We start from the raw sequence: 25,831 nt of genomic DNA on the forward strand, positions 1-25,831 counted from the left end.
GTAGTGAGTCTACCAGCGTTTCCCCACCGGGTCGCAATATACCTCTATATCGGCGTTAGTTTAGTTCTCTATCAATCATTTCTATCAATCATTCATTTTCGCTTGCCGACGGTCCCAGCGCCCCCGCCTCTCCCCTGCCTGGCCACAACTCCCCAGCTGCTTGCCCCTTACCTTCCCAGTCAAAACTTGAACAGTGTTAAAGTTTTGCTTTGTGAGTACCTACAGCATCCGCATGCGCTCCAGTGCCGATGGTTGCCATATCTCTGGCGCTGAGCGTCTTGCGTCGGCCGAAGATCTGCCCCAGCTATCCTCGGCAATGACTAGCAGAGCGCTGCACCACGACAAGGGCCGAGCCGACACCATCCACATCACTGTGGACAGCATCGATGAGTCGTCCATCAGCACTGTGCCTGCGTTAACTCCCCGGTTAGAGACGAATTCTTCCCCAGAGGTTGCACGCGCTCTCATCGCCCGACTTCTGCGCACCGCAGGCATCGAGGCAGCCGACACCGCGGTCGAATTGGCCTACTCACTCACGGGTCTCCGCGGCGCTGCGATAATCGATGGTGCCTCGGGCGAACGCCTTGATCCAAACCCCGCCCGCGGCGTACGGGTTTCGACCTTCGATGCCGTCTCTCACCCCAGCGAGGACTGTGCCAAGGACCATTTTCACGAGGCCATCATTCTCGCCTCCAAGGTCCACAGTGCCCCGGGAATCATTGCGGAAATCTGCCTTTCCGATGACCCCTTTTACACACGCGGGTACCTCGCCCTCAACGGAGTCTTCCACCGCATTCCCAACATTAAGAGCTACGGCAGTACTCTGGGCACCCGAATTTTCATCGTTGCACCTGGTACCGATATCCCAACGCTGATCGATTATCTCGAAGACGCGCCTGTCTACGTTGAGCTGCCGCCCGACTCCGCCGCCAGTTCCGTCACAGCCACCTCCACCAACGCAGCCACCCCAACCACCAAATCCACCCGCACCGCCCCCAACGACAACAGCACCGCGGACCTCTCCACAATCGCCGCTCAGCGAAACACCGCCTGGGCCAATGAAGGGCTTTCCCGCACGCTGCGCACCTTCGAGACTGCACAGTTACCCCATAGCCGTATCGACGACACCGACTACCTGCTCTATTCTTCCTCCGACTATCTCGGACTCTCTACACACCCCGAGCTCATCTCAGCAGCCACGCAAGCCATCGAGCACTTCGGCACCGGCTCCGGCGGCTCTCGCCTTACCACCGGCACGAGCATCCACAGCGCGCTGGAGGCTGAGCTCGCGCATTTTTTCGGCTTCGATGATGCCGTCCTCTTCGCAACCGGCTACCAAGCAAATCACTCGACCATTGCCGCCATCGCTACCGCAGACATCGAAATCTTCTCCGACGCCGCTAATCATGCCTCCATCATCGATGGCTGCCGAACCGCCAAGGGCAAGGTCACGGTCTTCCCGCACGCTGACTACCGCGCGCTCGACAAATTCCTCTCCGAATCAACTGCACGCCATAAGCTCGTCATCTCCGACGCCGTATTCTCCATGTCTGGCGAGGTCGTCGACGCGCCCGCGCTCGAGCGCACCTGCCGCCGTCACAACGCTTGGCTCATGCTTGACGACGCTCACGGCGTCGGCGTTATCGGAGAGCAAGGCCGCGGTACTGCGGCCCACCTCGGCATTCGCCCGGATATCGTTGTCGGCACCGCGAGCAAGGCCCTCGGCGTCGAAGGCGGGTTTGTGCTCTGTTCTGCTCCAGTTGGCGAGTTGTTGCGCAATCAGGCCCGGAGTTTTGTGTATTCAACGTCTATGAATCCCGGCTCTGTCGCCGCTATCCGGGCGGCGTTGGTGCAGTTGGAGGATGGGGACGTCGTTAAGCGATTGCACCGTAATATCGCACGCGTTCGTACTCTGGTGGGGGCGCATGCAGAGCCAGCGTCGGCGATCATTCCGTTGCCTGTCGGTGATGAGGGCGACGCAATGGTGGCTTCGACGCGGTTGGCGGAGCTGGGTGTGTTTATTCCTGCGATTCGCTATCCGACGGTTCCCCGTGGTGAGGCCATGCTGCGGTTGACAATTACTGCGCGTCATACGGACGCGGACATCGATCAACTGGAACAGGCTTTGCGGAGCGCAGGCCTTATTTAAACCAGCTGCGTGCCCAACGCCTACCTCCAACGCTCCCCTGCCCCACCGCCACCTGCCCTGTTCTGGAATACAAAAAGCTCCTAACCACATCGGGTTAGGAGCTCTTCAGTTAAAGCGTAGAAGCTTTAGGCCTCAGTGACGGAGCCGCCTGCAGCCTCGATCTTGGACTTTGCGGAGCCCGAGAACTTGGTTGCGGTGACGTTGACGGAGACGTTGATGTCGCCGTCGCCGAGGACCTTCACCGGCTGGTTAGCGCGGACAGCGCCCTTTGCAACCAGGTCGGCGATGGTGACGTCGCCGCCGTTCGGGAACAGACGCTCCAAATCCGAAACGTTGACCACCTGGAAGGTGACCTTCGCCGGGTTCTTGAAGCCCTTCAACTTCGGCAGACGCATGTGAAGTGGCATCTGGCCACCCTCGAATGCTGCCGAAACCTGCTTGCGGGCCTTGGTGCCCTTGGTGCCGCGACCAGCGGTCTTACCCTTGGAAGCCTCACCACGGCCGACGCGAGTCTTGTTCTTCTTGGCGCCCGGAGCCGGGGCCAAGTCGTGGAGCTTAATTGGTTCGCTCATGGTTTACCTACTCCCCCGCTACTTCTTCAACCTCGACCAGGTGACGCACAACGTTCACGAGACCGCGCACAGCCGGAGTATCCGGGCGAGTGACGGAATCGTTGATGCGCTTCAGACCGAGGGTGCGCAGCGAATCCTTCTGGTTCTGCTTGGTACCAGCGGTACCACGGACCTGGGTAATCTTCAGTGCCATGGAAATCACGCTCCCTGACCTGCGCGTGCGCGCAGCATACGTGCCGGGGTGACCTCTTCGACGGACTTGCCACGACGTGCGGCAACCTCTTCAGGGCGAACCAGCTGCTTGAGAGCATCAACGGTTGCGTGAACAACGTTGATGGAGTTGTTGGTACCCAGCGACTTGGACAGAACATCCTGAACACCGGCGCACTCGAGAACCGGACGGACAGCGCCGCCGGCAATCAGACCGGTACCCGGAGCAGCCGGGCGCAGCAGGACGATGCCAGCAGCGGTCTCACCCTGAACCGGGTGGGTGATGGTACCAGCGATCATCGGGACGCGGAAGAAGTTCTTACGAGCCTCTTCAGCACCCTTCTGGATAGCTGCCGGTACTTCCTTGGCCTTGCCGTAGCCGACGCCGACCATGCCCTCGCCGTCACCGACGATGACCAGAGCGGTGAAGCTGAAGCGACGACCACCCTTGACGACCTTGGAAACTCGGTTAATGGTAACTACGCGCTCGAGGTACTGCGAACGCTCGTCCTGCTGGCGACGGTCATTACCGCGGCCACCACGACGGTTGTTGTTCTTGTTGTCAGCGGAGTTACGTCCGCCTTCGCGCTTATCGCGTTCCGACATCACGCATTCCTTCCGTTGGACTTGTAAGTGCGCATTAGAACTTCAGACCACCTTCACGGGCAGCCTCGGCCAGAGCAGCAACGCGGCCGTGGTACTGGTAGCCACCGCGGTCGAAAACGACCTTCTCGATGCCAGCATCCTTAGCGCGAGCAGCAATCAACTCGCCGACCTTGGCGCTCTTGGCCTTCTTGTCGCCCTCGAAGCCACGGAGGTCTGCATCCAGGGTGGATGCAGCAGCCAGGGTGCGACCGATGGAGTCGTCGATAACCTGAGCGGTGATGTGGCGGGAAGAGCGGTGCACGACGAGGCGCGGTGCCTCGGAGGTGCCGCGGACGTTCTTGCGCAAGCGTGCGTGACGGCGGGCGCGGGCGACACGACGACGAGTCGAGATGTCCTTGCCTACCGGGAGGCGCTTTTCGTTGGTGTTGCTCATTACTTACCCGTCTTTCCGATCTTGCGACGGATCTGCTCGCCATCGTAACGAATACCCTTGCCCTTGTAAGGATCATCCTTACGCAGACGACGGATGTTGGCTGCGAGCTGTCCGACCTGCTGCTTATCAATACCTGTGATCGACAGCTTGGTGGTGCCGTCGACATCGAAGGTGATACCTTCCGGTGCTTCGATCAGGACTGGGTGCGAGTAGCCCAGGGAGAACTCGAGGTCCTTGCCCTTCTTGGCGACACGGTAACCGACACCGAAGATTTCCATCTTGATGGTGTAGCCCTCAGTAACACCGACAACCATGTTGTTAATCAGCGAACGGGACAGGCCGTGCAGGGAGCGGCTCTTGCGGTTGTCATCCGGACGGTTGACAACGATCTCATTATCCTTCAGCTCGACGGTGATCGGAGCCGGGATGGAGACGGACAGCTCGCCCTTCGGGCCCTTGACGGAAACGTCCTGGCCATTGACCTGGGCAGTTACGTTTGCCGGGACAACGACAGGGTTCTTACCAATACGAGACATTGTGTAGTTCCCCCTTTACCAGACGTAAGCGAGGACTTCCCCGCCAACCTTCTTCTCGTAAGCCTGACGGTCAGTCAGCAGGCCCTGAGACGTGGAGATGATAGCCACGCCCAGGCCACCGAGGACCTTCGGCAGATTAGTGGACTTTGCGTAGACACGCAGACCCGGCTTAGAGACGCGGCGCACGCCAGCGATCGAACGCTCGCGGGACGGGCCGTACTTCAGATTCAGGGTCAGGGTCTTGCCAACCTTGGCATCCTCGACAGCGTAGTCCGCGATGTAACCCTCAGACTTGAGAATCTCGGCGATATTAGCCTTCAGCTTGGACGACGGCATCGAGACAGAGTCGTGGTACGCGTTGTTAGCGTTGCGCACGCGCGACAGCATGTCGGCGATTGGGTCAGTCATGGTCATGGTTAGTGACCGTATCCTTTCTCGCTGCGGTTCCTTCCCACCTCGTGACAACCCCAAAACCCACGCAACAGCAAGCGCTACGTAGCAAAAGCTTTGATTGGGGCCAATGTCAATATCGTGATTCCGGCGATTTAAGGGCTACTGTTCGCCAACTCGGTTCAGTAGCCGAATCAGCTCGCCACCCAGGTGACACCAGAGACGATGCGAGGCGAGGGGCCTACAGCAAAGTTCTTACATTGACACCTGCACTCCCTTGGAGCGCAGACCAAGCGATACTACCAAACACCCATGTAAAACACCAAGTCGCCTAACGGAAGCATCCACACCAGACGGGAAGCCTCACCATTGAGACCCCACCATAAAGCTCTCACCCCGGCTTACAAAACACAAAAACTCCGTCCCACAGCATTTTCTCGCTGTGAAACGGAGCTTTGCAAAAACCGTAGCCGCTCTTTCTCAAGTGGCCGAGCGGTTTACCTCTACTTCTTGAACGGGAAGCCCAGCTCGCGCAGCAGTGCGCGGCCTTCCTCGTTGTTGGTAGCGGTGGTCACGACGGTGATGTCCATACCGCGCGGGCGGTCAATCTTGTCAACGTCGATCTCGTAGAACATGGTCTGCTCGGACAGGCCGAAGGTGTAGTTACCGTGACCATCGAACTGCTGATCAGACAGGCCGCGGAAGTCGCGGATTCGTGGCAGAGCCACGGTCAGCAGGCGGTCCAGGAACTCCCACATGCGGTCGCCACGCAGGGTGACGCGGGCGCCGATGGCGTCGCCTTCACGAAGCTTGAAGTTAGCGATCGACTTGCGGGCACGGCGGGTCTCCGGCTTCTGACCGGTGATCAGAGTCAGGTCGTTGATGGCACCGTTAATCTGCTTCTTGTCCTGAGCAGCAGCGCCGACGCCCATGTTGACGACGACCTTGGTGACGCCCGGAATCTGCATGACGTTCTCGTAGGAGAACTCTTCCTGCATCTTGCCACGAATTTCATCGCGGTAACGGGCCTTCAGACGAGGGGTGTAATTTTCGCTCATGCTTAGATGTCCTTCCCGGTACGGCGGGAGATGCGAACCTTCTTGCCGTCCTCATCGAAGCGGTAGCCGACGCGAGTCGGGGTACCATCTTCGTCGACCAGCATGACGTTCGACACGTGAATCGGAGCTTCCTGAGTGACAATGCCACCCGAGGATGCGCCGCGCTCCGCAGCGGAGTTTGCAACGTGCTTCTTGATACGGTTAACGCCCTCGACCAGGACCTTGTCGCGCTTCGGGTAGGCCTCGATGACCTTGCCCTGAGCACCCTTGTCCGGACCGGAGATAACCAGCACGGTATCGCCCTTACGGATCTTCACTTAAATCACCTCCGGTGCGAGCGAGACAATCTTCATGAACTTCTTGTCACGCAGCTCACGCGCGACCGGGCCGAAAATACGGGTGCCCTTTGGCTCACCGTCGGCCTTGATGATGACAGCTGCATTCTCGTCGAACGAGATGTAGGAACCGTCCGGACGACGGGTCTCCTTCTTCGTGCGAACGATAACTGCCTTAACGATTTCGCCTGCCTTGACGTTGCCGCCCGGAGCAGCTTCCTTGACAGTTGCGACGATGGTGTCGCCAATGCCAGCGAAGCGTCGGGTCGAGCCGCCGAGAACGCGGATGCACTGGATTTCACGTGCACCAGTGTTGTCGGCAACGCGCAGACGGGATTCCTGCTGAATCACTGCGTTTCTCCTGACCTGGTTGCATTGTGCGTCAGATTTCCGTCCTAAACGCACGCGGTCTTTATGTCTTGTGTTTACGCTTTACGACGAAAGCACCCGCTAGAGGCAACTTCCTTGCCGCTTTGACCTCACACTATCTATTCACATACGTCATCGAGATAGCGCGCAGTCACTTCGCGCAACCTGTGTATTATGGCACGTTCATGCGGGACAACAAAATCCCCTGTTTCAAGTCTTTAGCATGCTTTATGTCTTCCGCAGCGAACCTATACTAAAACAGTGACAAATCAACATTCCGAGAGCTCTCAGACACCGTCGGCTCAGACACCGCCAGTTCAGACGCTGCCTCTATCGCTTCTAGCCGGCTTAGCCCTTTTGTCTGCCGCCGGCCCGTTCGGCGCCGATACATACCTGGCATCCTTCGTTGACATTGCCAGCGAGTTCTCCACAACCGAGTCAATGGTTCAGCTCACGCTGACAACTTTCATGGTTGGCATGGCTACTGGGCAGCTCCTCATTGGTGCGCTCTCCGATAGCTTGGGCCGCAAGAAGCTGCTTCTCATTGCGACGTTGGTGTTCTTGGGCTCGTCAATCCTCTGCGCAGTAGCACCGAATATTGGCACTCTCATCGCGATGCGCCTATTCCAGGGATTAGCTGGCGGCTCCACTATTGTCCTGGCTCGTTCTGTAGTCCCAGACCTCCTGACCGGCAAGGCATCTGCGAAGGCTTTCTCTACCCTCATGGGCATTTCCTCCATCGCCCCGGCAGTCGCTCCCCTTGTAGGCGGCGTTCTCGGTCCCGCCTTCGGGTGGCGGAGCGTCTTCTGGTTTCTCGCGGCCATCAACGTCGCAATGGTCGCGATTGTGGTTCTTATGGTTCCGGAAACCCTGCCTCCGGAGAAACGCTCGACTGGTGCACTCCGCAATCTCCTGCCCAATATCGGGCGCCTGCTGCGACGACCCGTATTTGTCGGCTACATGTTGGCTTTCGCTGGCGGCTTCGCGGTGATGTTCTCCTATATCGCTGCGTCACCCTTTATTTTCCAAGAACTACTGGGACTAACCCCCACTCAGTTCTCTCTAGTGTTTGCATCCAATGCGGCCATGTTGACATTTGTGTCAATCCTTAACGGCAAGATGATTAACCGGTTTCATCCCCACAAGAGCATCTTAATTGGTCTTACGGTCATGCTCGTGACGTCGATAGGCCTAATCATTAATGCCATCGTCGGGATTACCTTCTTTACTACCTGGCTGTTGCTGTTTATTACCGTGCCGATGATGCCGCTGATTTTCGCCAATGCAACGGCACTCGGAATTGAGGAGGTCCGCGATATCGGGATCGGCTCAGGTTCCGGCCTCATGGGGTTTGCACAATTCCTCGCCGCCGCCACGGTTGCTCCCTTGGTGGGGCTTGGCTCCAACCTGCCCCTATCGATGGCTATTTCGATGTTAATCTGCGCATTGATTGCGCTGATTGCGGTGTTGACATTGACGCGCGACAGCCTCCGCAGTCGACCGCACCGACTGGCGTAAAAGCTGCGCACGCGAGAGCACTTCCCGTTCCACTTCAGTGGTTGAAAATGTGCTCTAAACGGCATTAAATCGATAGTGATGCCTTGTACCACCCGCGGACGTGGCGCTGGCATGGAGAAAGGTCCTGTCATGACACACGCACATCCCCATGAACCGCATAAATCCTCTGAGACCTCGAAGCTCAACTGGCTTCGTGCCGGTGTCCTCGGGGCCAATGACGGTATCGTCTCCACCGCCCTAATCTTACTCAGCGTGATTGCAGCTGGATCCTCCCGCGAGGCCATTCTGACTGCCGGTGCTGCGGCTGTTATCGCTGGTGCAATCTCGATGGCGTTGGGTGAGTACGTCTCAGTTTCAACCCAGCGCGATACTGAACGCGCGCTCATTGCCAAAGAACAGGCAGAGCTCAAGGACTTCCCGGATGAGGAACACAAGGAGCTAGTGGGGATTCTCTCCGGCTACGGCATCCCGGAACATATTGCCGAAGACGCTGCCCACGGCATCGCGCAGAGTGATCCTCTGGCAGCTCACCTCAAACTGGAGTTGGGCATTGATGGCGAGGAACTGACCAACCCATGGGCAGCAGCCGGATCTTCGGCACTGTCGTTCCTGCTCGGCGCCATCCTGCCGATGATTGCGGCACTAGTGTTCACCGGCCCCACTTCTGGCGCAATTGCAGTCACCGTTGTCACCATCGTGACTCTGGCCCTGACCGGCTATATCAGCGCCACGCTCAGCTCCACGCACTCGGGTAAGGCTGCGCTGCGCCTGGTCCTCGGTGGCGCGCTCGGCTTGATTGTGTCCTACTTCGTCGGTCTGCTCTTCGGCCAGGCTGTCGGATAGACCGCCGGAAAGGCCTGGGGAAAAGCTCCGACGAAACTCAAAAGCTAATCAACATAGCTGGTCTTCGTCTGGTTCAACCAGGCGTAGACCGCGCCGATTCCCAGGCCACCGCCTACAAAGTTGCCCAGCCATACGGCTGCCCAGTTGCCAGTGATGTGCAGGCCATCGAAGCCGGCAGGATGCGGATCGGCGAAAAACGCCAGGGAAAACAGCGAGAAGTTCGCAATCACGTGCTCAAGTCCGAGCCCGACAAACACTGCGATGATGGGCAAAATCACAACGAACTTCGAGATAATCTCCTTGGCCTTCATCGCCCCCACAACCGCCATGTTGACCACGAAGTTCGCTCCCATCGCCTCTACGAAGGCGCCAAAGAACGGCTTGGCCAGCTTCCCCTCGGTCAAGGTGGAAATAAGGTGTGTGTCATCAATCCCGCCGAGTTTGGCACTCTGGCTGAGAACCAACGCCACAATCGCGGCACCGATGAAGTTGTAGAACGTGGCGACGGCCACCATCCGAAGAGCCACTCCCCACGGCATGCGCCCGCGCGCGGCGGACCAGGACACAAACATCATGCTGCCGGTTGCCAGCTCCGCCCCGAGCACCACGATGGCGAACAGCCCAAGCCCGAACAGGCACGCAAAGACCAGTCCTCCGGTCCCCGGCGCAACCCCCTCGGCCACTTGTCCGGCGACCGCCGCAAATGCCGTCCCCAGCGTCAGGTACATACCCGCCAGGATTGCTCGCACGGCAAATCGTCCGTAGTCCTGCGTCAGCAGTTCCTGTTTTTTGTCGCCAGCCGTATCCAGCGTTTCGCATAGTGTCACTGCTGAAGCCTTTCCCCGCGTGCCGTCAATTGCAGTTATTTGCATAAAAGAATAACGACTGCCCGGCGCGGAAGCGCAACTGCTTTACGACGGTCACAGCGCCCTACCCCCACTTAGGCGCTGCAACCCAGAACGGCGATTCACCGTCGAAGAGAGTCGGCTTTACTCAGGAAGACAACTGAACCCAGCGTTTCCAGCAGGGCCATTCGGGTCGTTCAGTCGGCCCTGCTGCAGTGACAGGTGGTAATTCGGCCGATAGTTCATACTCCTCGATATTATTGAAGCCATGCCTATTTGTGTTTGCGGCGAAGGTTTGGTTGACCTCGTTCCGGTATCTCCTGGCAGCCTCAATAACCACGTGCCGGCGCTCGGCGGTGGCCCCTACAACGTGGCGGTTACGGCCTCTCGCCTTGGTGCGGATGTTATCTTCCAGTCCCGCCTGTCCACGGATGGATTCGGAGATGAGCTGGTCAAGCACTTGGAAAACGAAGGGGTCGACACCGCGTACGTCCAGCGCGGCCCAGAGCCAACCATTTTGGCGGTGACCACGATCCACGAAGATCGCTCCGCCACGTACACCTTTTACACTTCAGGGACGGCCACCCCGCTTGTGGAGCCGAAGCTCATCGATGCGAATATCGCATGTTTTGGCACGCTGTCGCTGGCGCTGGAACCGGGTGCTAGCCGATACGCGGAATTGCTCAAGCAGTTCGCGGCCAACGGCACCTTGGTCGCTTTGGACCCGAACATTCGCCCCATGTACGCAACGGATGCGCACCGTAGCTTCCTTACGGGGCTGCTCCCCTACGTCAGCTTGTTGAAACTCTCGGATGAGGAAGTCGAGTTCCTTGGCGAAGAGGCGCTGGCTAAAGTTCCAGTCGCCGTCGTCACGCGACGCGGCGAGGGGCTTACTTTGCTTGCCGACGGCAACCGCGTCGATGTCCCAGCCGTCAATGCGGATGTCATTGACACCATCGGTGCCGGGGACACAATCATGGGCGCACTGTTGGCACAGATTGACGAGCGCGACCTAACAGTTGCTGACCTGACTAATGTGTCAGCAGATCAGTGGCGCGAGATTTTGCACTACGCGGCCGCCGCGGCCGCCATCACGGTGTCCCGAAAGGGAGCGCAGCCGCCGACGAAAACCGAGGTCGAAGAACTGCTGGCCAAGGATTCCTAGTCCGGGCTACTTAGTCCGCTCCAGCACTGCGACCAGGAACTGAGACTCATCGTCGAAGTCGCGAAGATCCCACGTGGAGTAACGCTGAACCACGGTAAGGCCGGCCTGCTGTGCGGTGGTTTCAAAATCCGCGAAGTCCCAACCGCGGCCGGCACCGAAGCCGACAATGGCACGACCGCCCTCCGGGCTCAGCACCTCCGCGAAGCCCTGCAACACTGTCATGCGATCCTCTGGCGCGATGAAAGTCAACACATTGCCAGGGCAGATGATGACATCGAAGGCAGCTACTGTGTCACCGTGGGGAGAGTTCTCCAGGCCGTCGTCAAGCACGTGCGACAATTGCGCCAAGTCCCCTACCAACCACGTCGCATCCGGGAACTGTCGCTTCGCCTCGTCAATGAGGTAGGGGTCGACGTCGACACCAACGACCTGGTGCCCAGCCTTCGCCAGATAGCCGCCGACGCGCCCCTGCCCGCAACCGGCATCCAGAATCCGAGCGTGCCGCGGTGCCATCGCATCCACCAGCCGCGCCTCGCCGTCAATATCACGGCCCTCGCGCACGAATCCCCGCCAACGGTTGGCGTAGCGACGGGAATGCTGCGGATCGGCGACGATAATTTCTCTCCAGGTGCGGTGATTGTGGGTGCCATTGCTCATGGCCACCATTATGGCGTAGTTGGAGGCTGTGTATACAACGGCTCCGTCGAGCCAGACAGCGGGCTAAATCCCCAGCACCGACTTAGCGATCATGAAGTAGATAATCAGGCCGGAGGCGTCGACAAGCGTGGTAATGAATGGGTTGGCGAAGACCGCCGGGTCAATGCCGAACTTCTTACCGATTAGCGGCATAATGCCACCGACAGTGGCAGCGAGAGTACAGATACCCAGCAGTGTTAGGCCAATAACCAGGCCGATGTCCCAGCCGTAAACCAACCCCGCGAGCAGTAGGCCGAGAGTACCCAGCAGCAGGCCGAGGAACGCGCCGACTCTGACCTCTCGGAGAATGACCTTGAATATGTCGCGAGGTTGGACATCCCCTAACGCCAATGCGCGGGTAATCGTCGTTGCAGCTTGGTTACCTGTATTGCCACCTGTACCAATCAGCAGTGGCACGAACACCGAGAGAACGACCATCTGAGACAGCGTCTCTTCGAAAGTCTCCAGGACTTGCACGGTCAATGTCGCACCGATAGCAAGCACAAGCAGCCACACCACGCGGGAGCGAACAATCTCGAAGATTGGGGTAGCGAGGTAGGGCAAGCGCAGTGGCTCAGAACCAGAAATACGTGCTTGGTCCTCAGAGTCTGCCTCTTCCAAGATTCGCAGGGCGTCGTCCACAGTGAGCAGACCAATAACACGCTGTTCGCTATCGACAATCGGCAGAGCAAGGCGCTTACGATCAGCGCACATGCGGGCTACCTTCTCTTCATTTTCGGTAGCCTCTGCGTAGTCCGCTTTGCGCACAATTGCCGAAACATGGATTTCACGGCTTACTCGCATCAAATCACGAAGACTTACCACGCCCACCAATCGGCGATTCCGGTTCGACACCGGCAGCGTGTAGATAGATTCTGCATCATCTAGGTGTTTGTAGACGGTCTCCAGGGCCTCACCCACCGTCATATCGTCGTGAATCGACACCAGCTCCGGGCTCATGCGACGCCCGATGGAACCGTCCGGGTAACCAAGGACAATATTGGTCAGCTCGCGCTCATCATCTGGCAGGTCGGCCAAGAGCTTAGACGCAACCGAAGCCGGCAGTTCGTCGAGCAGCTCCGCCCGGTCGTCCGGTTCCATCTCTGCGAAAACAGCGGTGACTTCAGGATCTCGGAGACTCTCAATCAGGTGAGCCTGCAGCGCCGAGTCCAGCTCATCGAAGGTTTCCACCGCCGTATCTTTCGGCAGTGTGCGGTAGAACAGCGCGCGATCTTCGTGGCTGAGGCGACGCATTTTTCGGGCGGCGGCCTTGGGCTCAATATCAGCCAAAAGCCGCGATAGCGTCGCCACGTCATGTGAGCGAAGTGCGGACTCGAGATCTTTATCATCAATCCTGGTCACGTTAGCAGTCACCGATTTTCTCCCCTCACACAGCACAAATCCTCAGCAATGCTATCAGAGATGCAGACCCTTCAACCCGGAGGACCAAGTGTCGCTCAGGCCGCAGGGAAATACGAAACCCCGCCACAGAAAACACTTTCGTGTTTCCCGTGAGCGGGGTTCTCGTCGTAAAGCCCTAGCTGAATATTCAGCCGACGGGTCTTACTTAGCCTTCTCGACAATCTCGATCAGGCGGTAGTGCTTGTCCTTGGAGAGCGGACGGCACTCTTCGATGCGGACGCGGTCGCCCACGCCAGCCTCTTCGTTCTCGTCGTGCGCCTTGACCTTGGAGTTCGTGCGCATGATCTTGCCGTACAGGGCGTGCTGCTTGCGGTCCTCGAGCTCGACAACGATGGTCTTCTGCATCTTGTCGGACACGACGTAACCGGTGCGCACCTTGCGTGCGCCAGCCTCGGTGGTGTTCATGTTTTCCTCACTCATGCTGCATCACCATCGGTTGGTGCAGCAGACAGGCCGAGCTCGCGCTCACGCATAACGGTGTAAATGCGAGCAATATCCTTGCGGACAGTGCGGAGACGGCGGTTGTTGGTCAGCTGACCGGTAGCGCTCTGGAAACGGAGGTTGAACAGCTCCTCCTTAGACTCCTTGAGCTTGGCAACCAGGTCATCGTTATCCAGCGAGCGAAGCTCGTGGGCGGGAATGCCGTTCGACATCAGTACTGATCCTCCTTCCGAACGATTCGGGTCTTAATCGGCAGCTTAGCGCCTGCGCGCTTCAGAGCCTCGATAGCAACTGCCTCATCCGGGTAGGACATCTCGAACATGATGCGACCCGGCTTGACGTTTGCAATCCACTTCTCGACCGGGCCCTTACCGGAACCCATACGAACACCCAGTGGCTTCTGGGTCAGCGGACGGTCCGGGAAAATCTGGATCCAGACCTTACCACCACGCTTGACGTGGCGGTTGATGGCAATACGCGCTGCCTCAATCTGACGGTTGGTGATGTAGGCCGGCTCGAGAGCCTGGAGACCGTAGTCACCGAAAGTCACCTTGTTGCCACCCTTGGACATACCAGAACGGGTCGGGCGGTGCTGGCGACGGAACTTAACGCGCTTCGGGATGAGCATGAATTAGCCCTCCTTCTTCTCAGATGCACGCTGACGACGCTTGCCACCGCGACGCGGGCGGTCGTTGCCGCGACGCTGGCGGTCGTTGCCGGCGTTGATCTCGGACTCGCGACGGCCACCGATCACGTCACCCTTGTAGATCCACACCTTGACGCCAATACGACCGAAGGTGGTGTGAGCCTCGTGGGTGCCGTAGTCGATCTCCGCACGCAGGGTGTGCAGCGGAACGCGACCCTCGTGGTAGCGCTCGGTGCGGCCCATCTCGGCACCGCCGAGACGACCGGAGCAGACAACCTTGATGCCCTTGACGTGCGGCTGGCGCATTGCAGACTGAATGGCCTTGCGCATTGCACGACGGAAAGCGACACGGTTGGCGAGCTGCTCAGCGATGGACTGAGCGACCAGCTTGGCATCCGCGTCAATGTTCTTGACCTCGAGGATGTTCAGCTGAACCTGCTTGCCGGTGAGCTTCTCCAGTTGGCCGCGGATGCGGTCAGCCTCGGAGCCACGACGACCGATGACGATGCCCGGGCGAGCGGTGTGGATGTCCACACGCACGCGGTCACGGGTGCGCTCGATGACGACATCGGAAATGCCGGCGCGCTCAAGACCGGTGGACAGCAGATCGCGGATCTTGATGTCCTCGGCCAGGTAGTCAGCGTACTGCTTGTCGGCGTACCAGCGGGACTTCCAGTCGCTGGAAATACCGAGGCGAAGACCGTGTGGATGGATCTTCTGTCCCACTATCGGTCACCTTCCTTCTGGCTCTCGACGACCACGGTGATGTGGCTGGTGCGCTTGCGGACGTGGAAAGCACGGCCCTGCGCACGCGGGCGGAAGCGCTTCATGGTCGGTCCCTCGTTGGCGTAAGCCTCGGAGATGACCAGGGTACGACGGTCCAGGCCGAAGTTGTTCTCAGCGTTTGCGGCTGCAGACGCAACAACCTTGGCAATCGGGTCGGCAGCACCCTGCGGAGCGAACTCCAGGATGTTCAGTGCCTCGTCAACGGACTTACCGCGGACGGTGTCCAGGACGCGGCGTGCCTTCATCGGAGTAACGCGGACGAAGCGCGCGGTTGCGCGTGCAGAAGTAATGTCGTTGCTCATGGCTTATCGACGTCCCTTCTTGTCATCCTTGACGTGACCCTTGAAGGTCTTGGTCGGGGCGAATTCGCCCAACTTGTGGCCGACCATAGAGTCATCCACGAACACCGGCACGTGCTTGCGACCGTCGTGAACGGCGAAGGTGTGGCCGATGAAATCGGGGAGAATCGTGGAGCGGCGGGACCAGGTCTTGATGACCTGCTTGGTGCCCTTCTCGTTCTGTGCATCGACCTTCGCGAGGAGGTGCTCATCGACGAACGGGCCCTTCTTAAGGCTGCGTGGCATTCTCAGTTCCCTCCTTAGCGCTTCTTATTCTTGTTGGTACGACGGCGGCGAACGATCAGCTGGTCGCTCGGGCGGTTCGGCTTACGGGTGCGGCCTTCCTTCTGGCCCCACGGGGAAACCGGGTGGCGACCACCGGAGGTCTTACCCTCACCACCACCGTGCGGGTGGTCGACCGGGTTCATGACAACACCGCGGACAGTCGGGCGCCAGCCCTTCCAGCGCATACGGCCGGCCTTGCCCCAACGGATGTTGATCTGATCCTGGTTACCGACCTCACCGACGGTTGCGCGGCAACGTGCGTCGACGCGACGGATTTCAGAAGACGGCATACGCAGGACTGCGTACTTACCTTCCTTACCCAGAAGCTGAATAGAAGCACCAGCGGAACGTGCCAGCTGTGCACCTGCACCCGGCTTCAGCTCCACGCAGTGAATGGTGGAACCGGTCGGGATGTTGCGCAGCGGCAGGTTGTTACCAACCTTGATGTCGGCGTTTGCGCCGGACTCAACGATGGCACCCTGCTTCAGGTTCTTCGGGGCGATGATGTAGCGCTTCTCACCGTCTGCGTAGTGCAGCAGTGCGATGTTGGCGGTACGGTTCGGGTCGTACTCGATGTGAGCGACCTTTGCCGGAATGCCGTCCTTGTCATTGCGACGGAAGTCGATGACGCGGTACTGGCGCTTGTGTCCGCCACCCTTGTGGCGAGTGGTGATGTGACCGTGAACGTTACGGCCACCAGTCTTCGACAGCGGGCGCAGCAGAGACTTCTCAGGAGTCGAGCGAGTAACCTCGCTGAACTCGGAGACGGAGCTCTGGCGGCGACCCGGCGTAGTCGGCTTGTACTTACGAATAGCCATACTTTTGCTCTTCCTTAACTTCCTCGTCGGCTAGCGGCTAAGCTGCCGAACCGCCGAAGATGTCGATGGGATCGCTGCCGGCCGCGAGAGTCACGTAGGCGCGCTTGGTGTCCTTGCGCTTGCCGTAGCCGGTGCGGGAACGCTTGCGCTTGCCCTCGCGATTGAGGGTGTTCACGGAAGCGACCTTGACACCGAAAATCTCCTGGACCGCGATCTTGATCTGGGTCTTGTTAGCGTCGGTGTGGACCAGGAACGTGTACACGCCCTGCTCCATGAGTCCGTAGGACTTCTCAGACACTACCGGTGCAACGATGATGTCGCGGGGATCTGCGATGGTAGCCATTACTTCTCCTCCTTACCGGCGGTGCGAGCGATGAAGTCATTCAGTGCCTGGACGGCGAAGATGACGTCATCGGCCTTCAGAACGTCGTAGGTGTTCAGCTGGTCCTGGGACAGGATGTGGACACCTGGCAGGTTACGAACCGACTTCCACGAGTTGATGTCCTCGCGCGGCAGAACAACGAGAACGTTGCGGCGCTCGGTCAGGCGCTCGACGAAAGTGCGAGCTGCCTTGGTGGACGGGGTCTGGCCTGGGACCAGTTCCTCGACAACGTGGATACGGTCGTGGCGAGCACGATCAGACAGTGCGCCGCGCAGAGCAGCTGCAATCATCTTCTTCGGAGTGCGCTGGCTGTAGTCGCGCGGCACCGGACCGTGGACGATGCCACCGCCGGTCCAATGCGGAGCACGGATCGAACCCTGGCGAGCGCGACCGGTGCCCTTCTGACGCCACGGCTTACGGCCACCGCCGCGGACCTCGCCGCGGGTCTTGACCTTGTGGGTGCCCTGGCGAGCTGCTGCACGTTGTGCGACAACAACCTGGTGCATCAGGGCGATGGACACCTCCGCGTCGAAGACGGAAGCGGGAAGCTCAACCGAACCGTTCACGCCGCCTTCAGCGGTGTGTACGTCTAGCTTGAGGTTGGTCATGCGTGAGCACCACCCTTCGTGGCAGTCTTAACTACCAGCAGGCCGCCGCGTGCACCCGGAACTGCGCCCTTGATGAGCAGCAGGTTCGCGTCAGCGTCAACCTTCTGGACCTTCAGGTTCTGGGTTGTGACCCGGTCATTGCCCATGCGGCCTGCCATGCGCTTGCCCTTGAAGACGCGGCCTGGCGTGGCGCAGGCACCAATGCCACCAACGCGACGGTGAGCAGCCTGGTTACCGTGAGCAGCACCCTGGCCAGCGAAGCCGTGGCGCTTCATACCACCGGCGAAGCCGTGGCCCTTGGTGGTGCCAGTGACGTCGACGTACTCGATCTCGCCGAAGATGTCGACACCAACGGTCTGGCCAACCTCGTAAGAGGAAGCGTCCGGGGTGCGAATCTCAACGCTGTGACGACGCGGGGTCACGCCGGCCTTCTTGAAGTGGCCGGCCTCCGGCTTGTTGACCTTGCGCGGGTCAATTTCGCCGTATGCAATCTGGACGGCGTCGTAGCCGTCGGTTTCCTTAGTGCGCACCTGAGTCACTACGCACGGCCCAGCCTCAACGACGGTAACCGGAACAACGCGGTTCTCCTCGTCGAAGATCTGAGTCATACCGAGCTTCGTGCCCAGGATGCCCTTGATCTCGTTTTCACTCATTTATCTTGTCTCCGCTACCAAAAGTCCAGGATCACTGAATGTTCACATCGACACTTGCCGGAAGGTCAATGCGCATAAGTGCATCGACAGTCTTCGGCGTTGGATCGAGAATGTCGATCAGACGCTTGTGAGTGCGCATCTCGAAGTGCTCGCGCGAGTCCTTGTACTTGTGCGGCGAACGGATAACGCAGTAAACGTTCTTTTCGGTTGGCAACGGCACCGGGCCAACGACGCGTGCACCCGTGCGGGTAACGGTCTCCACGATCTTTCGCGCAGAAGCGTCGATAGCCTCGTGGTCGTAGGCCTTGAGCCTGATGCGGATCTTCTGTCCGGCCACGCTTGTCCTCTCCTCGGTCGGCGCGCCCCAATCAAAGGGGCGTCGACCCTGTCAATGTTTCTCGACGCCGTCAGCAACTATGGCCAGCGCCAGAAACCAAAACTCTGGGTTGTGCATTACTTCAAAGCGATTTCGTCTTCGATCGTCATGGCAAATCAACATTGGCCATAACTCGAGCGGACAACAAACGCCTGCGCACTCAAATCCCAGTGGAAAACAAGTCCCCCGCGTGGGGCTCTTCATTTTTCCTACTGCCGCTGTTAATTTGCCATGCCACCTCCGACCCCCGCGGTCGGGCGTGTCGCCCAGTTTTTCCGTGAGGCACGTGTGGGAAATTCACTTCCCTTCGTGGTCATGCTCGCCTTACCATCGACGCGACATCCAATTTCGTACTGGTTCCCAGCTGGGCCTGGTACAACAACTGGCGTAAACGTCTTTGTTAAAGCAACCCCCGTATTAAAGCACGTCCCACCCATGATTGTAAAATCACGTCCCAAAGTGAAACACACATCACACTCATTACTTCACCGCCCGCTTAACGACGGCCGTCGCGCCGAGCCCTACCCCGACTAAGAGGCGACCACACCTATTGTTCAATGTCGACCGCGAGAGCCCCACAAAGACGAAAAATCCCGACTACCGCTTACGCGGAGTCGGGATTTTTCTAGGACCTAGTTAAGGCACTTCCCGTAGGGAAAAGACCTTACTTAACGATCTTGGTGACGCGGCCAGCGCCGACGGTGCGGCCACCCTCGCGGATAGCGAAACGCAGGCCCTCGTCCATTGCGACCGGCTGGATCAGCTTGACAGCCATGTCAACGTTGTCGCCCGGCATAACCATCTCGGTGCCCTCCGGCAGGGAAACGACGCCGGTGACGTCGGTGGTGCGGAAGTAGAACTGCGGACGGTAGTTGTCGAAGAACGGGGTGTGACGGCCGCCCTCATCCTTGGACAGGATGTAGACGGAGCCCTCGAACTCGGTGTGCGGGGTGTAAGCGCCCGGCTTAGCAACAATCTGACCGCGCTCGATGTCCTCGCGCTTGATACCGCGGAGCAGCAGACCACAGTTGTCGCCAGCCTCAGCGGAATCCAGCAGCTTGCGGAACATCTCGATACCGGTAACGGTGGTCTTCTGGGACTTCTCCTTGATACCCAGAATCTCGACCTCGTCGTTAACGTTCAGAACGCCGCGCTCAACACGACCGGTAGCAACAGTGCCGCGACCGGTAATGGTGAAGATGTCCTCAATCGGCATCAGGAACGGCTTGTCGGTCTCGCGAACCGGATCCGGGATGTTCTCGTCGCAGGCATCCATCAGCTCGAGGATGGAGTTGACCCACTTCTCTTCGCCCTCAAGAGCCTTCAGAGCGGAGATGTGGACAATCGGAGCTTCCTCGTCGTAGTCCTGCTCAGCCAGAAGCTCGCGGACCTCCATCTCGACGAGCTCAATGATCTCTTCGTCGTCGACCATGTCGCACTTGTTCAGTGCAACGAGGATGTACGGAACGCCAACCTGGCGAGCCAGCAGAACGTGCTCGCGGGTCTGCGGCATCGGGCCGTCAGTAGCAGCGACAACCAGGATTGCGCCGTCCATCTGAGCAGCACCGGTAATCATGTTCTTGATGTAGTCGGCGTGGCCCGGGGCATCGACGTGAGCGTAGTGGCGCTTCTCCGTCTGGTACTCAACGTGGGAAACGTTGATGGTAATGCCACGTTCCTTCTCTTCCGGTGCCTTATCGATGGCATCGTAAGCGAACGACTCGTTCAGTTCCGGGTACTTGTCAGCCAGAACCTTGGTGATAGCGGCGGTAGTGGTGGTCTTACCGTGGTCAACGTGACCAATGGTACCGATGTTGACGTGCGGCTTCGTACGCTCGAACTTCGCCTTTGCCACTTTTAGTCCTCCTGGAGGTCTAGGTGGCCACGACTCTCGCAGCCACAATTTTGTGGTCGCTCAATCCGCCTTCGCAGGCTGCGACACCTTCAAGCTGTCAGCTAAAGGAAACGCAATGCGCGCGCAAATGAGCACTATTCTTTCACTGTGCCAGTTACTCGATACTAGGGCAGGATACTGGACTTTTCCAAACCAGACCAGCCCCCTAGTTAAGGGTGGGTAACGGCCAGCAACTCACATCGTCATCTACCTGCGTAAATACTGCGGGCGCGAACGAGAAACTAAATCAACTTAACGATATGAATTGCGAGCAGTTACCCCCAAGAGCTCGGCTGTGCTAACACAACCAATCCATCAGGCGTTGCGAAAGCACAGTCCAGGTTCAGGGGAATCTGCTGTTACACAGCTCTGCGCGTCGCCGTTGTCTATAACAGGCGACGTTAGCAGCACCAGGTAGAGTCACGGCTCAGCGCGCGACCCCACCCTAAAGGCGCTATTAAGCGCCGGTACGGGCTGCGATGATCTCCTCAGCCACGGAGGACGGGACCTCAGCGTAGGAGTCAAAGATCATGGTGTAGTTGGCGCGACCCTGAGTCTTGGAACGCAGGTCACCGACGTAACCGAACATCTCCGACAGCGGAACCAGGGCCTTAACAGCCTTGACGCCGGTGCGGTCTTCCATGGAGTTGACCTGGCCACGGCGGGAGTTGATGTCACCGATGACCTCGCCCATGTACTCTTCCGGAGTAATAACCTCAACGGCCATCATCGGCTCGAGCAACACCGGCTTTGCCTTCTGGACAGCTTCCTTCAGTGCCTGCTGACCAGCGATCTTGAAGGCCATCTCAGAGGAGTCAACCTCGTGGTAAGCGCCGTCGAGCAGGGTTGCCTGGATGTTCACCAGCGGGTAGCCAGCGAGGGTACCGTACTGCATTGCGTCCTGGATACCAGCGTCGACAGACGGGATGTATTCCTTCGGAACGCGGCCACCGGTGACCTCGTTGACGAACTTGTAAGCGGTGGACTCGCCCTCTTCAACCTCGTCAGCAGACGGAGCGTACGGCTCCAGAGCAATGATGACGCGGGCGAACTGACCCGAACCACCGGTCTGCTTCTTGTGGGTGTACTCGAACTTCTCGACCGGCTTGCGGATGGTCTCGCGGTAAGCAACCTGCGGGTTACCGATGTTTGCCTCAACCTTGAACTCGCGCTTCATGCGGTCAACCAGGACATCCAGGTGGAGCTCGCCCATACCGCCGATGACGGTCTGGCCGGTCTCTTCGTCCAAGTGGACGGTGAAGGTCGGGTCCTCTTCAGCCAGGCGCTGAATAGCGGTGCCCAGCTTCTCCTGGTCAGCCTTGGACTTCGGCTCAATAGCGACCGAGATAACCGGATCCGGGAAGGACATGGACTCCAGGACAATCGGAGCATCCTGTGCACACAGGGTGTCACCGGTGGTGGTGTCCTTCAGACCGATGAAGGCGTAGATGTTACCTGCCACTGCCTCGTCAACAGGGTTCTCCTTGTTGGCGTGCATCTGGAACAGCTTACCGACGCGCTCCTTCTTGTCCTTGGTGGAGTTCAGGACCTGCTGGCCCGGTTCCACGCGACCGGAGTAAACGCGAACGAAGGTCAGCTTACCGAAGAACGGGTGAGCAGCGATCTTGAATGCGAGAGCGGAGAACGGCTCATCCTTAGACGGTTTACGGACCATATCGACGTCCTCGTCACCCATCTGGTGGCCGTGAACCTCACCGATGTCCAGCGGGTTCGGCAGGAAGTCGATGACAGCGTCGAGCAGCGGCTCAACACCCTTGTTCTTGTAAGCGGTACCACAGTAGACCGGGTAGACCTCGGAGTTCAGAACCATCTTGCGGATGGCGCCCTTGATCTCGTCCATGGTCAGCTCTTCGCCACCGAAGTACTTCTCCATGAGCTCTTCGTCGGACTCAGCGACGGTCTCAATGAGCTTCTCGCGGTACTCGTTAGCCTTGTCGACCAGGTCTGCCGGAATCTCCTCGACCTGAGCAGGGGTGCCAATCTCGACCTTGCCCGGCCACATGAGGGCCTTCATCTCCAGCAGGTCGACAACGCCGTCGAAGTCATCCTCAGCGCCAATCGGCAGCTGCATAACCAGCGGCTTAGCACCCAGGCGGTCGACGATGGTGCCAACGGTGTAGTAGAAGTCAGCGCCCAGCTTGTCCATCTTGTTGACGAAGCAAATACGCGGGACGTCGTACTTCTGAGCCTGACGCCAAACCTGCTCGGACTGCGGCTCGACACCTTCCTTACCGTCGAAGACTGCGACGGCACCGTCGAGAACACGCAGGGAACGCTCAACCTCAACGGTGAAGTCGACGTGACCCGGGGTATCGATGATGTTGATCTGGTTGTCGTTCCAGAAACAGGTCACAGCAGCGGAGGTAATGGTAATACCGCGCTCCTTCTCCTGCTCCATCCAGTCGGTGGTAGCGCCACCATCGTGAGTCTCGCCAACCTTGCGGTTGATACCCGTGTAGTACAGGATGCGCTCAGTCGTAGTCGTCTTACCAGCATCGATGTGCGCCATGATGCCGATGTTGCGGACCTTGTGGAGGTCCTTCTTAACGGGAAGTGCACCTTCAGCCACTTGATTCCCCACTCGTTTCAAATCGGTTTGGCGGTGAGGCTCAATCACGGGATTGCGATTGGCCGTCAAATCCGCCGTCGGTCGGGTTTGCTTTATCTATAATGCCACCGTCTTGGCGCGAAGTCGCGCCGTGACGTACACCTATTGCGCAAATTCTACGCAAGACATCGGGTGTAAGCGTCGGGCTGGCCCTATTGATTGACCCGTAACAGATCTGTGGACCGCGACCGACGCGCGCCGTTGACATACCGGCTGTGCTTTACGACGGTGACCACTCGCGGCCCCCGTCGATCAGCGATTACCAGCGGTAGTGAGCGAATGCGCGGTTTGCTTCCGCCATCTTGTGAGTGTCCTCACGGCGCTTGACGGATGCACCCAGGCCGTTGGATGCATCGAGAATCTCGTTAGCGAGACGCTCGGTCATGGTGTTCTCACGGCGCTGACGGGAGAACATCAGCAGCCAGCGCAGTGCGAGGGTGGTGCCGCGGCCCGGACGAACCTCGACCGGAACCTGGTAGGTGGCGCCACCGACGCGGCGGGAGCGAACCTCAAGTGCCGGCTTGACGTTCTCGATTGCGCGCTTCAGAGTCAGCACCGGGTCAGTGCCGGTCTTCTCTTCACACAGCTCGAGAGCACCGTAGACGATGCGCTCTGCAGTCGACTTCTTACCGTCAATCAGAACCTTGTTGACCAGCTGCGACACCAGAGGGGAGCCGTAGACCGGGTCGTTGACGACAGGACGCTTCTGTACTGGGCCCTTACGTGGCATGGCTTACTTCTCCTTCTTTGCGCCGTAGCGGGAACGAGCCTGCTTGCGGTCCTTAACACCCTGGGTGTCGAGGGAACCACGGACGATCTTGTAGCGGACACCCGGGAGGTCCTTAACACGACCACCGCGAACGAGCACCATGGAGTGCTCCTGCAGGTTGTGGCCCTCACCCGGAATGTAAGCCGAAACCTCGATACCGGAGGTCAGGCGAACACGAGCGACCTTACGAAGAGCCGAGTTCGGCTTCTTCGGGGTGGTGGTGTAAACACGGGTGCAAACGCCGCGACGCTGAGGGGAACCCTTCAGAGCTGCGGTTGCAACCTTAGCCTTCTTGTCATGGCGGCCCTTGCGGACCAGCTGCTGAATAGTGGGCATGAAGCCTCTTTCTGTCTTCAATCCTCGCTGGACATTCTCACGCCCGATGCCAACCGCAGCGGAGTAACCACCTTCCGTGTGAATGCATCACAAGAAAAGTTATTACTCATCCAGTGGTGAGCCCATCGGTTGTACGCAAGAAACGGAGGGATTTTGAACGTGCGAAACCCAGTCAGCCGCTCTCGCTGGCCTACTGGGTAATGTCTCAAGTTCCCAATTCTTTTCTGGGATCGTTGTATAACAGTACGCGAGCTGCGGGTTTACTCCAAACACCCTGGTGACAGCGTAAAAATTTCAGCCACTTTGAACACAAAGCTGGTTTGCGACCAAATTTTCGTCGTCAAGCACGGCGCGTCTTGTCCCACAGCCTCTTGCGTCACTGTAGTCGCTAATCCTCCCACCACTGACGCTCTGGGACATCGCTGCGGGAGCCGTCGGGAAGCAACTTCACTCCTAGCACCTGATGCAGCTGGATGGCATTGTGACGGAAATTGTATTCCGAGCCCGCCATGTACATACCCCACAATTTCGCCGTTTGCTCTCCGACGAGTTCAACTGCCTTGGCCCAATCGTTCTCCAGATTTTCGCACCAGTCATTGAGAGTACGTGCGTAATCAAAGCGCAAGTTTTGCTGATCGAGCATTTCGAAGCCCTGGTCCTGCATGGCATGCATGATTGTGCCGACGCCAGTGAGCTCTCCGTCCGGGAAGATGTAACGGTCAATGAAGGTGCCCTTGCGCGTGCGGTGATTATCCCAGTAAGTAATGCAATGGTTGAGCATCAATCCGCCCTCCTTCAGCTTTCCGTAAAGGAAACCAAAGAAGCTCGGGTAGTTCTTGACGCCAATATGCTCCAGGATTCCAATCGCAGAGATGGCATCGAAGTCCTGCTCGGCGACATCTCGGTAATCCTGGAAGCGCACCTCAGCAAAGTCCTCGAGGCCTTCTTCCTTAATCTTCGCCTGCGCCCACTCTGCCTGCTGTTCGGAAAGTGTTACGCCAATTGCCTTTACTCCGCGTCGAGCCGCGTAGAGGACCATGCCACCCCAACCGCAGCCAACATCGAGAAGCCGATCGCCTTCCTTCAAGCGCAGCTTATCGAAGACCAGACGGTATTTATTCTCCTGAGCTTCCTCAAGAGTGGAGTCCTCATTGGGATAGTACGCACAGGTATACGTCATCGAGGGGCCGAGGAGGAACTCATAGAATTCATTACTCACGTCGTAATGCGAAGAGATTGACTCTGCATCGCGTTCCTTAGAATGACGAGCCAAACCATTGTGCAGGCGCTTCTTCCACCATGCAGTGCGTTCAATCTCCGGAATCTCGGGAACGTACGGCAGCCCCATTGCCCGTAGCGAACGCACGACCTTTGCCAAGGTTGCTGCAGACGGCACCTCGAATTGATCATGCAAGTCCATCAGCGCGCCGAAGGCCTCGATGGGGTGTCCAAGGCTCACGCGGGTTAGCTCCAGCTCACCGGTAACGAACGCGCGTCCAAAGCCGACATCGTCACGCAGATGAGTCACGATGTAATTCAAAGCGTCGCGCGAGCGTACATTGATGCCGACTTTCGCATCCTCGGGGCCTGCAGCCGAACCGTCGAAAGCAGTCAATCGTAGCGGCAGCGGCTTTTCCGAAGTATCGATGAACGCCTCGAAGATTTCAGCAACAGTCATTGGAGTAAACGCCATGATGAGTCCTAATCGTTGAAAGATGTGGCT

The 25,831-nt window shown here is 58.6% G+C and carries 32 protein-coding genes; 4 read left to right on the top strand and 28 right to left on the bottom strand.

Going from position 1 to position 25,831, the window contains the following annotated elements; translation table 11 throughout:
• The first annotated feature begins 211 nt into the window (after positions 1–211).
• Positions 212–2,149: a 6-carboxyhexanoate--CoA ligase gene (locus tag Q0U90_RS00590; RefSeq protein ID WP_297450084.1), complete on the top strand. Its 1,938-nt coding sequence runs from the start codon at positions 212–214 to the stop codon at positions 2,147–2,149.
• A gap of 125 nt (positions 2,150–2,274) precedes the next feature.
• On the opposite strand, the gene rplO is transcribed toward Q0U90_RS00590, so the two are convergent.
• The 9 genes from rplO to rplN all read right to left on the bottom strand — a co-directional run bounded on the left by rplO (position 2,275) and on the right by rplN (position 6,640).
• The gene (gene rplO, locus Q0U90_RS00595) at positions 2,275–2,721 is read right to left on the bottom strand and encodes a 50S ribosomal protein L15 (protein ID WP_297450087.1); all 447 of its coding nucleotides are present in this window, start codon (positions 2,719–2,721) and stop codon (positions 2,275–2,277) included.
• 7 nt (positions 2,722–2,728) lie between these two features.
• Positions 2,729–2,914 (bottom strand): 50S ribosomal protein L30, encoded by a 186-nt coding sequence (gene rpmD, locus Q0U90_RS00600; RefSeq protein WP_297450089.1) that lies wholly within the window; start codon positions 2,912–2,914, stop codon positions 2,729–2,731.
• A 5-nt stretch (positions 2,915–2,919) separates the two neighbouring features.
• A complete protein-coding gene (gene rpsE, locus Q0U90_RS00605; protein ID WP_297450091.1) occupies positions 2,920–3,537 on the bottom strand; it encodes a 30S ribosomal protein S5 in 618 nt (205 codons plus the stop codon).
• Positions 3,538–3,571: 34 nt separating this feature from the next.
• Positions 3,572–3,970, bottom strand: a complete 399-nt coding sequence (gene rplR, locus Q0U90_RS00610) for a 50S ribosomal protein L18 (RefSeq protein WP_005510009.1) — start codon at positions 3,968–3,970, stop codon at positions 3,572–3,574.
• Positions 3,970–4,506 (bottom strand): 50S ribosomal protein L6, encoded by a 537-nt coding sequence (gene rplF, locus Q0U90_RS00615; protein WP_297450093.1) that lies wholly within the window; start codon positions 4,504–4,506, stop codon positions 3,970–3,972. The genes rplR and rplF overlap by 1 nt, the downstream gene beginning before the upstream one ends.
• 15 nt (positions 4,507–4,521) lie before the next feature.
• Positions 4,522–4,920, bottom strand: coding sequence for a 30S ribosomal protein S8 (gene rpsH / locus Q0U90_RS00620; RefSeq protein WP_005509822.1), 399 nt, complete (start codon positions 4,918–4,920; stop codon positions 4,522–4,524).
• A 479-nt stretch (positions 4,921–5,399) separates the two neighbouring features.
• Positions 5,400–5,954, bottom strand: a complete 555-nt coding sequence (rplE, locus tag Q0U90_RS00625) for a 50S ribosomal protein L5 (protein ID WP_005509901.1) — start codon at positions 5,952–5,954, stop codon at positions 5,400–5,402.
• Positions 5,955–5,956: 2 nt separating this feature from the next.
• A complete protein-coding gene (gene rplX / locus Q0U90_RS00630; protein WP_005509963.1) occupies positions 5,957–6,271 on the bottom strand; it encodes a 50S ribosomal protein L24 in 315 nt (104 codons plus the stop codon).
• Entirely contained in the window at positions 6,272–6,640 is a 369-nt protein-coding gene (gene rplN / locus Q0U90_RS00635; RefSeq protein WP_005510044.1) for a 50S ribosomal protein L14, read from the bottom strand.
• A gap of 279 nt (positions 6,641–6,919) precedes the next feature.
• On the opposite strand from rplN, the gene Q0U90_RS00640 reads away from it, so the two are divergent.
• Together Q0U90_RS00640 and Q0U90_RS00645 are read left to right on the top strand one after the other, a co-directional pair.
• Positions 6,920–8,176, top strand: coding sequence for a multidrug effflux MFS transporter (locus Q0U90_RS00640; RefSeq protein ID WP_297450098.1), 1,257 nt, complete (start codon positions 6,920–6,922; stop codon positions 8,174–8,176).
• A 129-nt stretch (positions 8,177–8,305) separates the two neighbouring features.
• A complete protein-coding gene (locus tag Q0U90_RS00645) occupies positions 8,306–9,019 on the top strand; it encodes a VIT family protein (RefSeq protein WP_297450100.1) in 714 nt (237 codons plus the stop codon).
• Positions 9,020–9,063: 44 nt separating this feature from the next.
• Here the strand turns inward: Q0U90_RS00645 and Q0U90_RS00650 are convergent, their stop codons facing one another.
• Positions 9,064–9,846, bottom strand: a complete 783-nt coding sequence (locus tag Q0U90_RS00650; RefSeq protein WP_297450101.1) for a formate/nitrite transporter family protein — start codon at positions 9,844–9,846, stop codon at positions 9,064–9,066.
• Positions 9,847–10,132: 286 nt separating this feature from the next.
• Between Q0U90_RS00650 and Q0U90_RS00655 the strand changes: the two genes are divergently transcribed.
• Entirely contained in the window at positions 10,133–11,029 is an 897-nt protein-coding gene (locus tag Q0U90_RS00655) for a carbohydrate kinase (protein ID WP_297450103.1), read from the top strand.
• A 6-nt stretch (positions 11,030–11,035) separates the two neighbouring features.
• On the opposite strand, the gene Q0U90_RS00660 is transcribed toward Q0U90_RS00655, so the two are convergent.
• The 18 genes from Q0U90_RS00660 to Q0U90_RS00745 form a co-directional block, all read right to left on the bottom strand.
• Complete coding sequence (locus Q0U90_RS00660; RefSeq protein WP_297450106.1) at positions 11,036–11,695, bottom strand: class I SAM-dependent methyltransferase; 660 nt, start codon at positions 11,693–11,695, stop codon at positions 11,036–11,038.
• Positions 11,696–11,749: 54 nt separating this feature from the next.
• Entirely contained in the window at positions 11,750–13,099 is a 1,350-nt protein-coding gene (gene mgtE / locus Q0U90_RS00665; RefSeq protein ID WP_297450108.1) for a magnesium transporter, read from the bottom strand.
• A 189-nt stretch (positions 13,100–13,288) separates the two neighbouring features.
• Positions 13,289–13,567, bottom strand: coding sequence for a 30S ribosomal protein S17 (rpsQ, locus tag Q0U90_RS00670; protein WP_005509926.1), 279 nt, complete (start codon positions 13,565–13,567; stop codon positions 13,289–13,291).
• Positions 13,564–13,800, bottom strand: a complete 237-nt coding sequence (rpmC, locus tag Q0U90_RS00675) for a 50S ribosomal protein L29 (protein WP_005509851.1) — start codon at positions 13,798–13,800, stop codon at positions 13,564–13,566. Before rpmC ends, rpsQ begins: the two co-directional genes overlap by 4 nt.
• On the bottom strand, positions 13,800–14,216 hold the full coding sequence (gene rplP, locus Q0U90_RS00680) for a 50S ribosomal protein L16 (RefSeq protein ID WP_297450112.1): 417 nt from the start codon (positions 14,214–14,216) through the stop codon (positions 13,800–13,802). Before rplP ends, rpmC begins: the two co-directional genes overlap by 1 nt.
• A gap of 3 nt (positions 14,217–14,219) precedes the next feature.
• On the bottom strand, positions 14,220–14,960 hold the full coding sequence (gene rpsC, locus Q0U90_RS00685; protein WP_016422058.1) for a 30S ribosomal protein S3: 741 nt from the start codon (positions 14,958–14,960) through the stop codon (positions 14,220–14,222).
• Positions 14,960–15,322 carry a 50S ribosomal protein L22 gene (rplV, locus tag Q0U90_RS00690; RefSeq protein ID WP_297450115.1) on the bottom strand — a complete coding sequence of 121 codons (363 nt, stop codon included), beginning with the start codon at positions 15,320–15,322 and terminating at the stop codon, positions 14,960–14,962. The genes rpsC and rplV overlap by 1 nt, the downstream gene beginning before the upstream one ends.
• Positions 15,323–15,325: 3 nt before the next feature.
• Complete coding sequence (gene rpsS, locus Q0U90_RS00695) at positions 15,326–15,604, bottom strand: 30S ribosomal protein S19 (protein ID WP_005509882.1); 279 nt, start codon at positions 15,602–15,604, stop codon at positions 15,326–15,328.
• Positions 15,605–15,618: 14 nt separating this feature from the next.
• Positions 15,619–16,461, bottom strand: a complete 843-nt coding sequence (gene rplB / locus Q0U90_RS00700; protein WP_005509800.1) for a 50S ribosomal protein L2 — start codon at positions 16,459–16,461, stop codon at positions 15,619–15,621.
• 37 nt (positions 16,462–16,498) lie between these two features.
• A complete protein-coding gene (gene rplW / locus Q0U90_RS00705) occupies positions 16,499–16,804 on the bottom strand; it encodes a 50S ribosomal protein L23 (RefSeq protein WP_048760617.1) in 306 nt (101 codons plus the stop codon).
• Complete coding sequence (rplD, locus tag Q0U90_RS00710; RefSeq protein ID WP_297450120.1) at positions 16,804–17,451, bottom strand: 50S ribosomal protein L4; 648 nt, start codon at positions 17,449–17,451, stop codon at positions 16,804–16,806. The genes rplW and rplD overlap by 1 nt, the downstream gene beginning before the upstream one ends.
• Positions 17,448–18,104 carry a 50S ribosomal protein L3 gene (gene rplC / locus Q0U90_RS00715; protein ID WP_297450122.1) on the bottom strand — a complete coding sequence of 219 codons (657 nt, stop codon included), beginning with the start codon at positions 18,102–18,104 and terminating at the stop codon, positions 17,448–17,450. The genes rplD and rplC overlap by 4 nt, the downstream gene beginning before the upstream one ends.
• A gap of 31 nt (positions 18,105–18,135) precedes the next feature.
• Entirely contained in the window at positions 18,136–18,441 is a 306-nt protein-coding gene (gene rpsJ / locus Q0U90_RS00720; RefSeq protein ID WP_003938093.1) for a 30S ribosomal protein S10, read from the bottom strand.
• 703 nt (positions 18,442–19,144) lie between these two features.
• Positions 19,145–20,335 carry an elongation factor Tu gene (gene tuf, locus Q0U90_RS00725; protein WP_297450124.1) on the bottom strand — a complete coding sequence of 397 codons (1,191 nt, stop codon included), beginning with the start codon at positions 20,333–20,335 and terminating at the stop codon, positions 19,145–19,147.
• 496 nt (positions 20,336–20,831) lie between these two features.
• Positions 20,832–22,964: an elongation factor G gene (gene fusA, locus Q0U90_RS00730; protein WP_297450127.1), complete on the bottom strand. Its 2,133-nt coding sequence runs from the start codon at positions 22,962–22,964 to the stop codon at positions 20,832–20,834.
• Between the two features lie 298 nt (positions 22,965–23,262).
• The gene (gene rpsG / locus Q0U90_RS00735) at positions 23,263–23,733 is read right to left on the bottom strand and encodes a 30S ribosomal protein S7 (RefSeq protein ID WP_016422052.1); all 471 of its coding nucleotides are present in this window, start codon (positions 23,731–23,733) and stop codon (positions 23,263–23,265) included.
• Between the two features lie 3 nt (positions 23,734–23,736).
• Entirely contained in the window at positions 23,737–24,108 is a 372-nt protein-coding gene (gene rpsL / locus Q0U90_RS00740; protein ID WP_005509887.1) for a 30S ribosomal protein S12, read from the bottom strand.
• Between the two features lie 388 nt (positions 24,109–24,496).
• On the bottom strand, positions 24,497–25,801 hold the full coding sequence (locus tag Q0U90_RS00745; RefSeq protein WP_297450131.1) for a cyclopropane-fatty-acyl-phospholipid synthase family protein: 1,305 nt from the start codon (positions 25,799–25,801) through the stop codon (positions 24,497–24,499).
• Positions 25,802–25,831: the final 30 nt, after the last annotated feature.

Source organism: uncultured Corynebacterium sp. (genome assembly GCF_946998835.1).
GTDB lineage: Bacteria > Actinomycetota > Actinomycetes > Mycobacteriales > Mycobacteriaceae > Corynebacterium.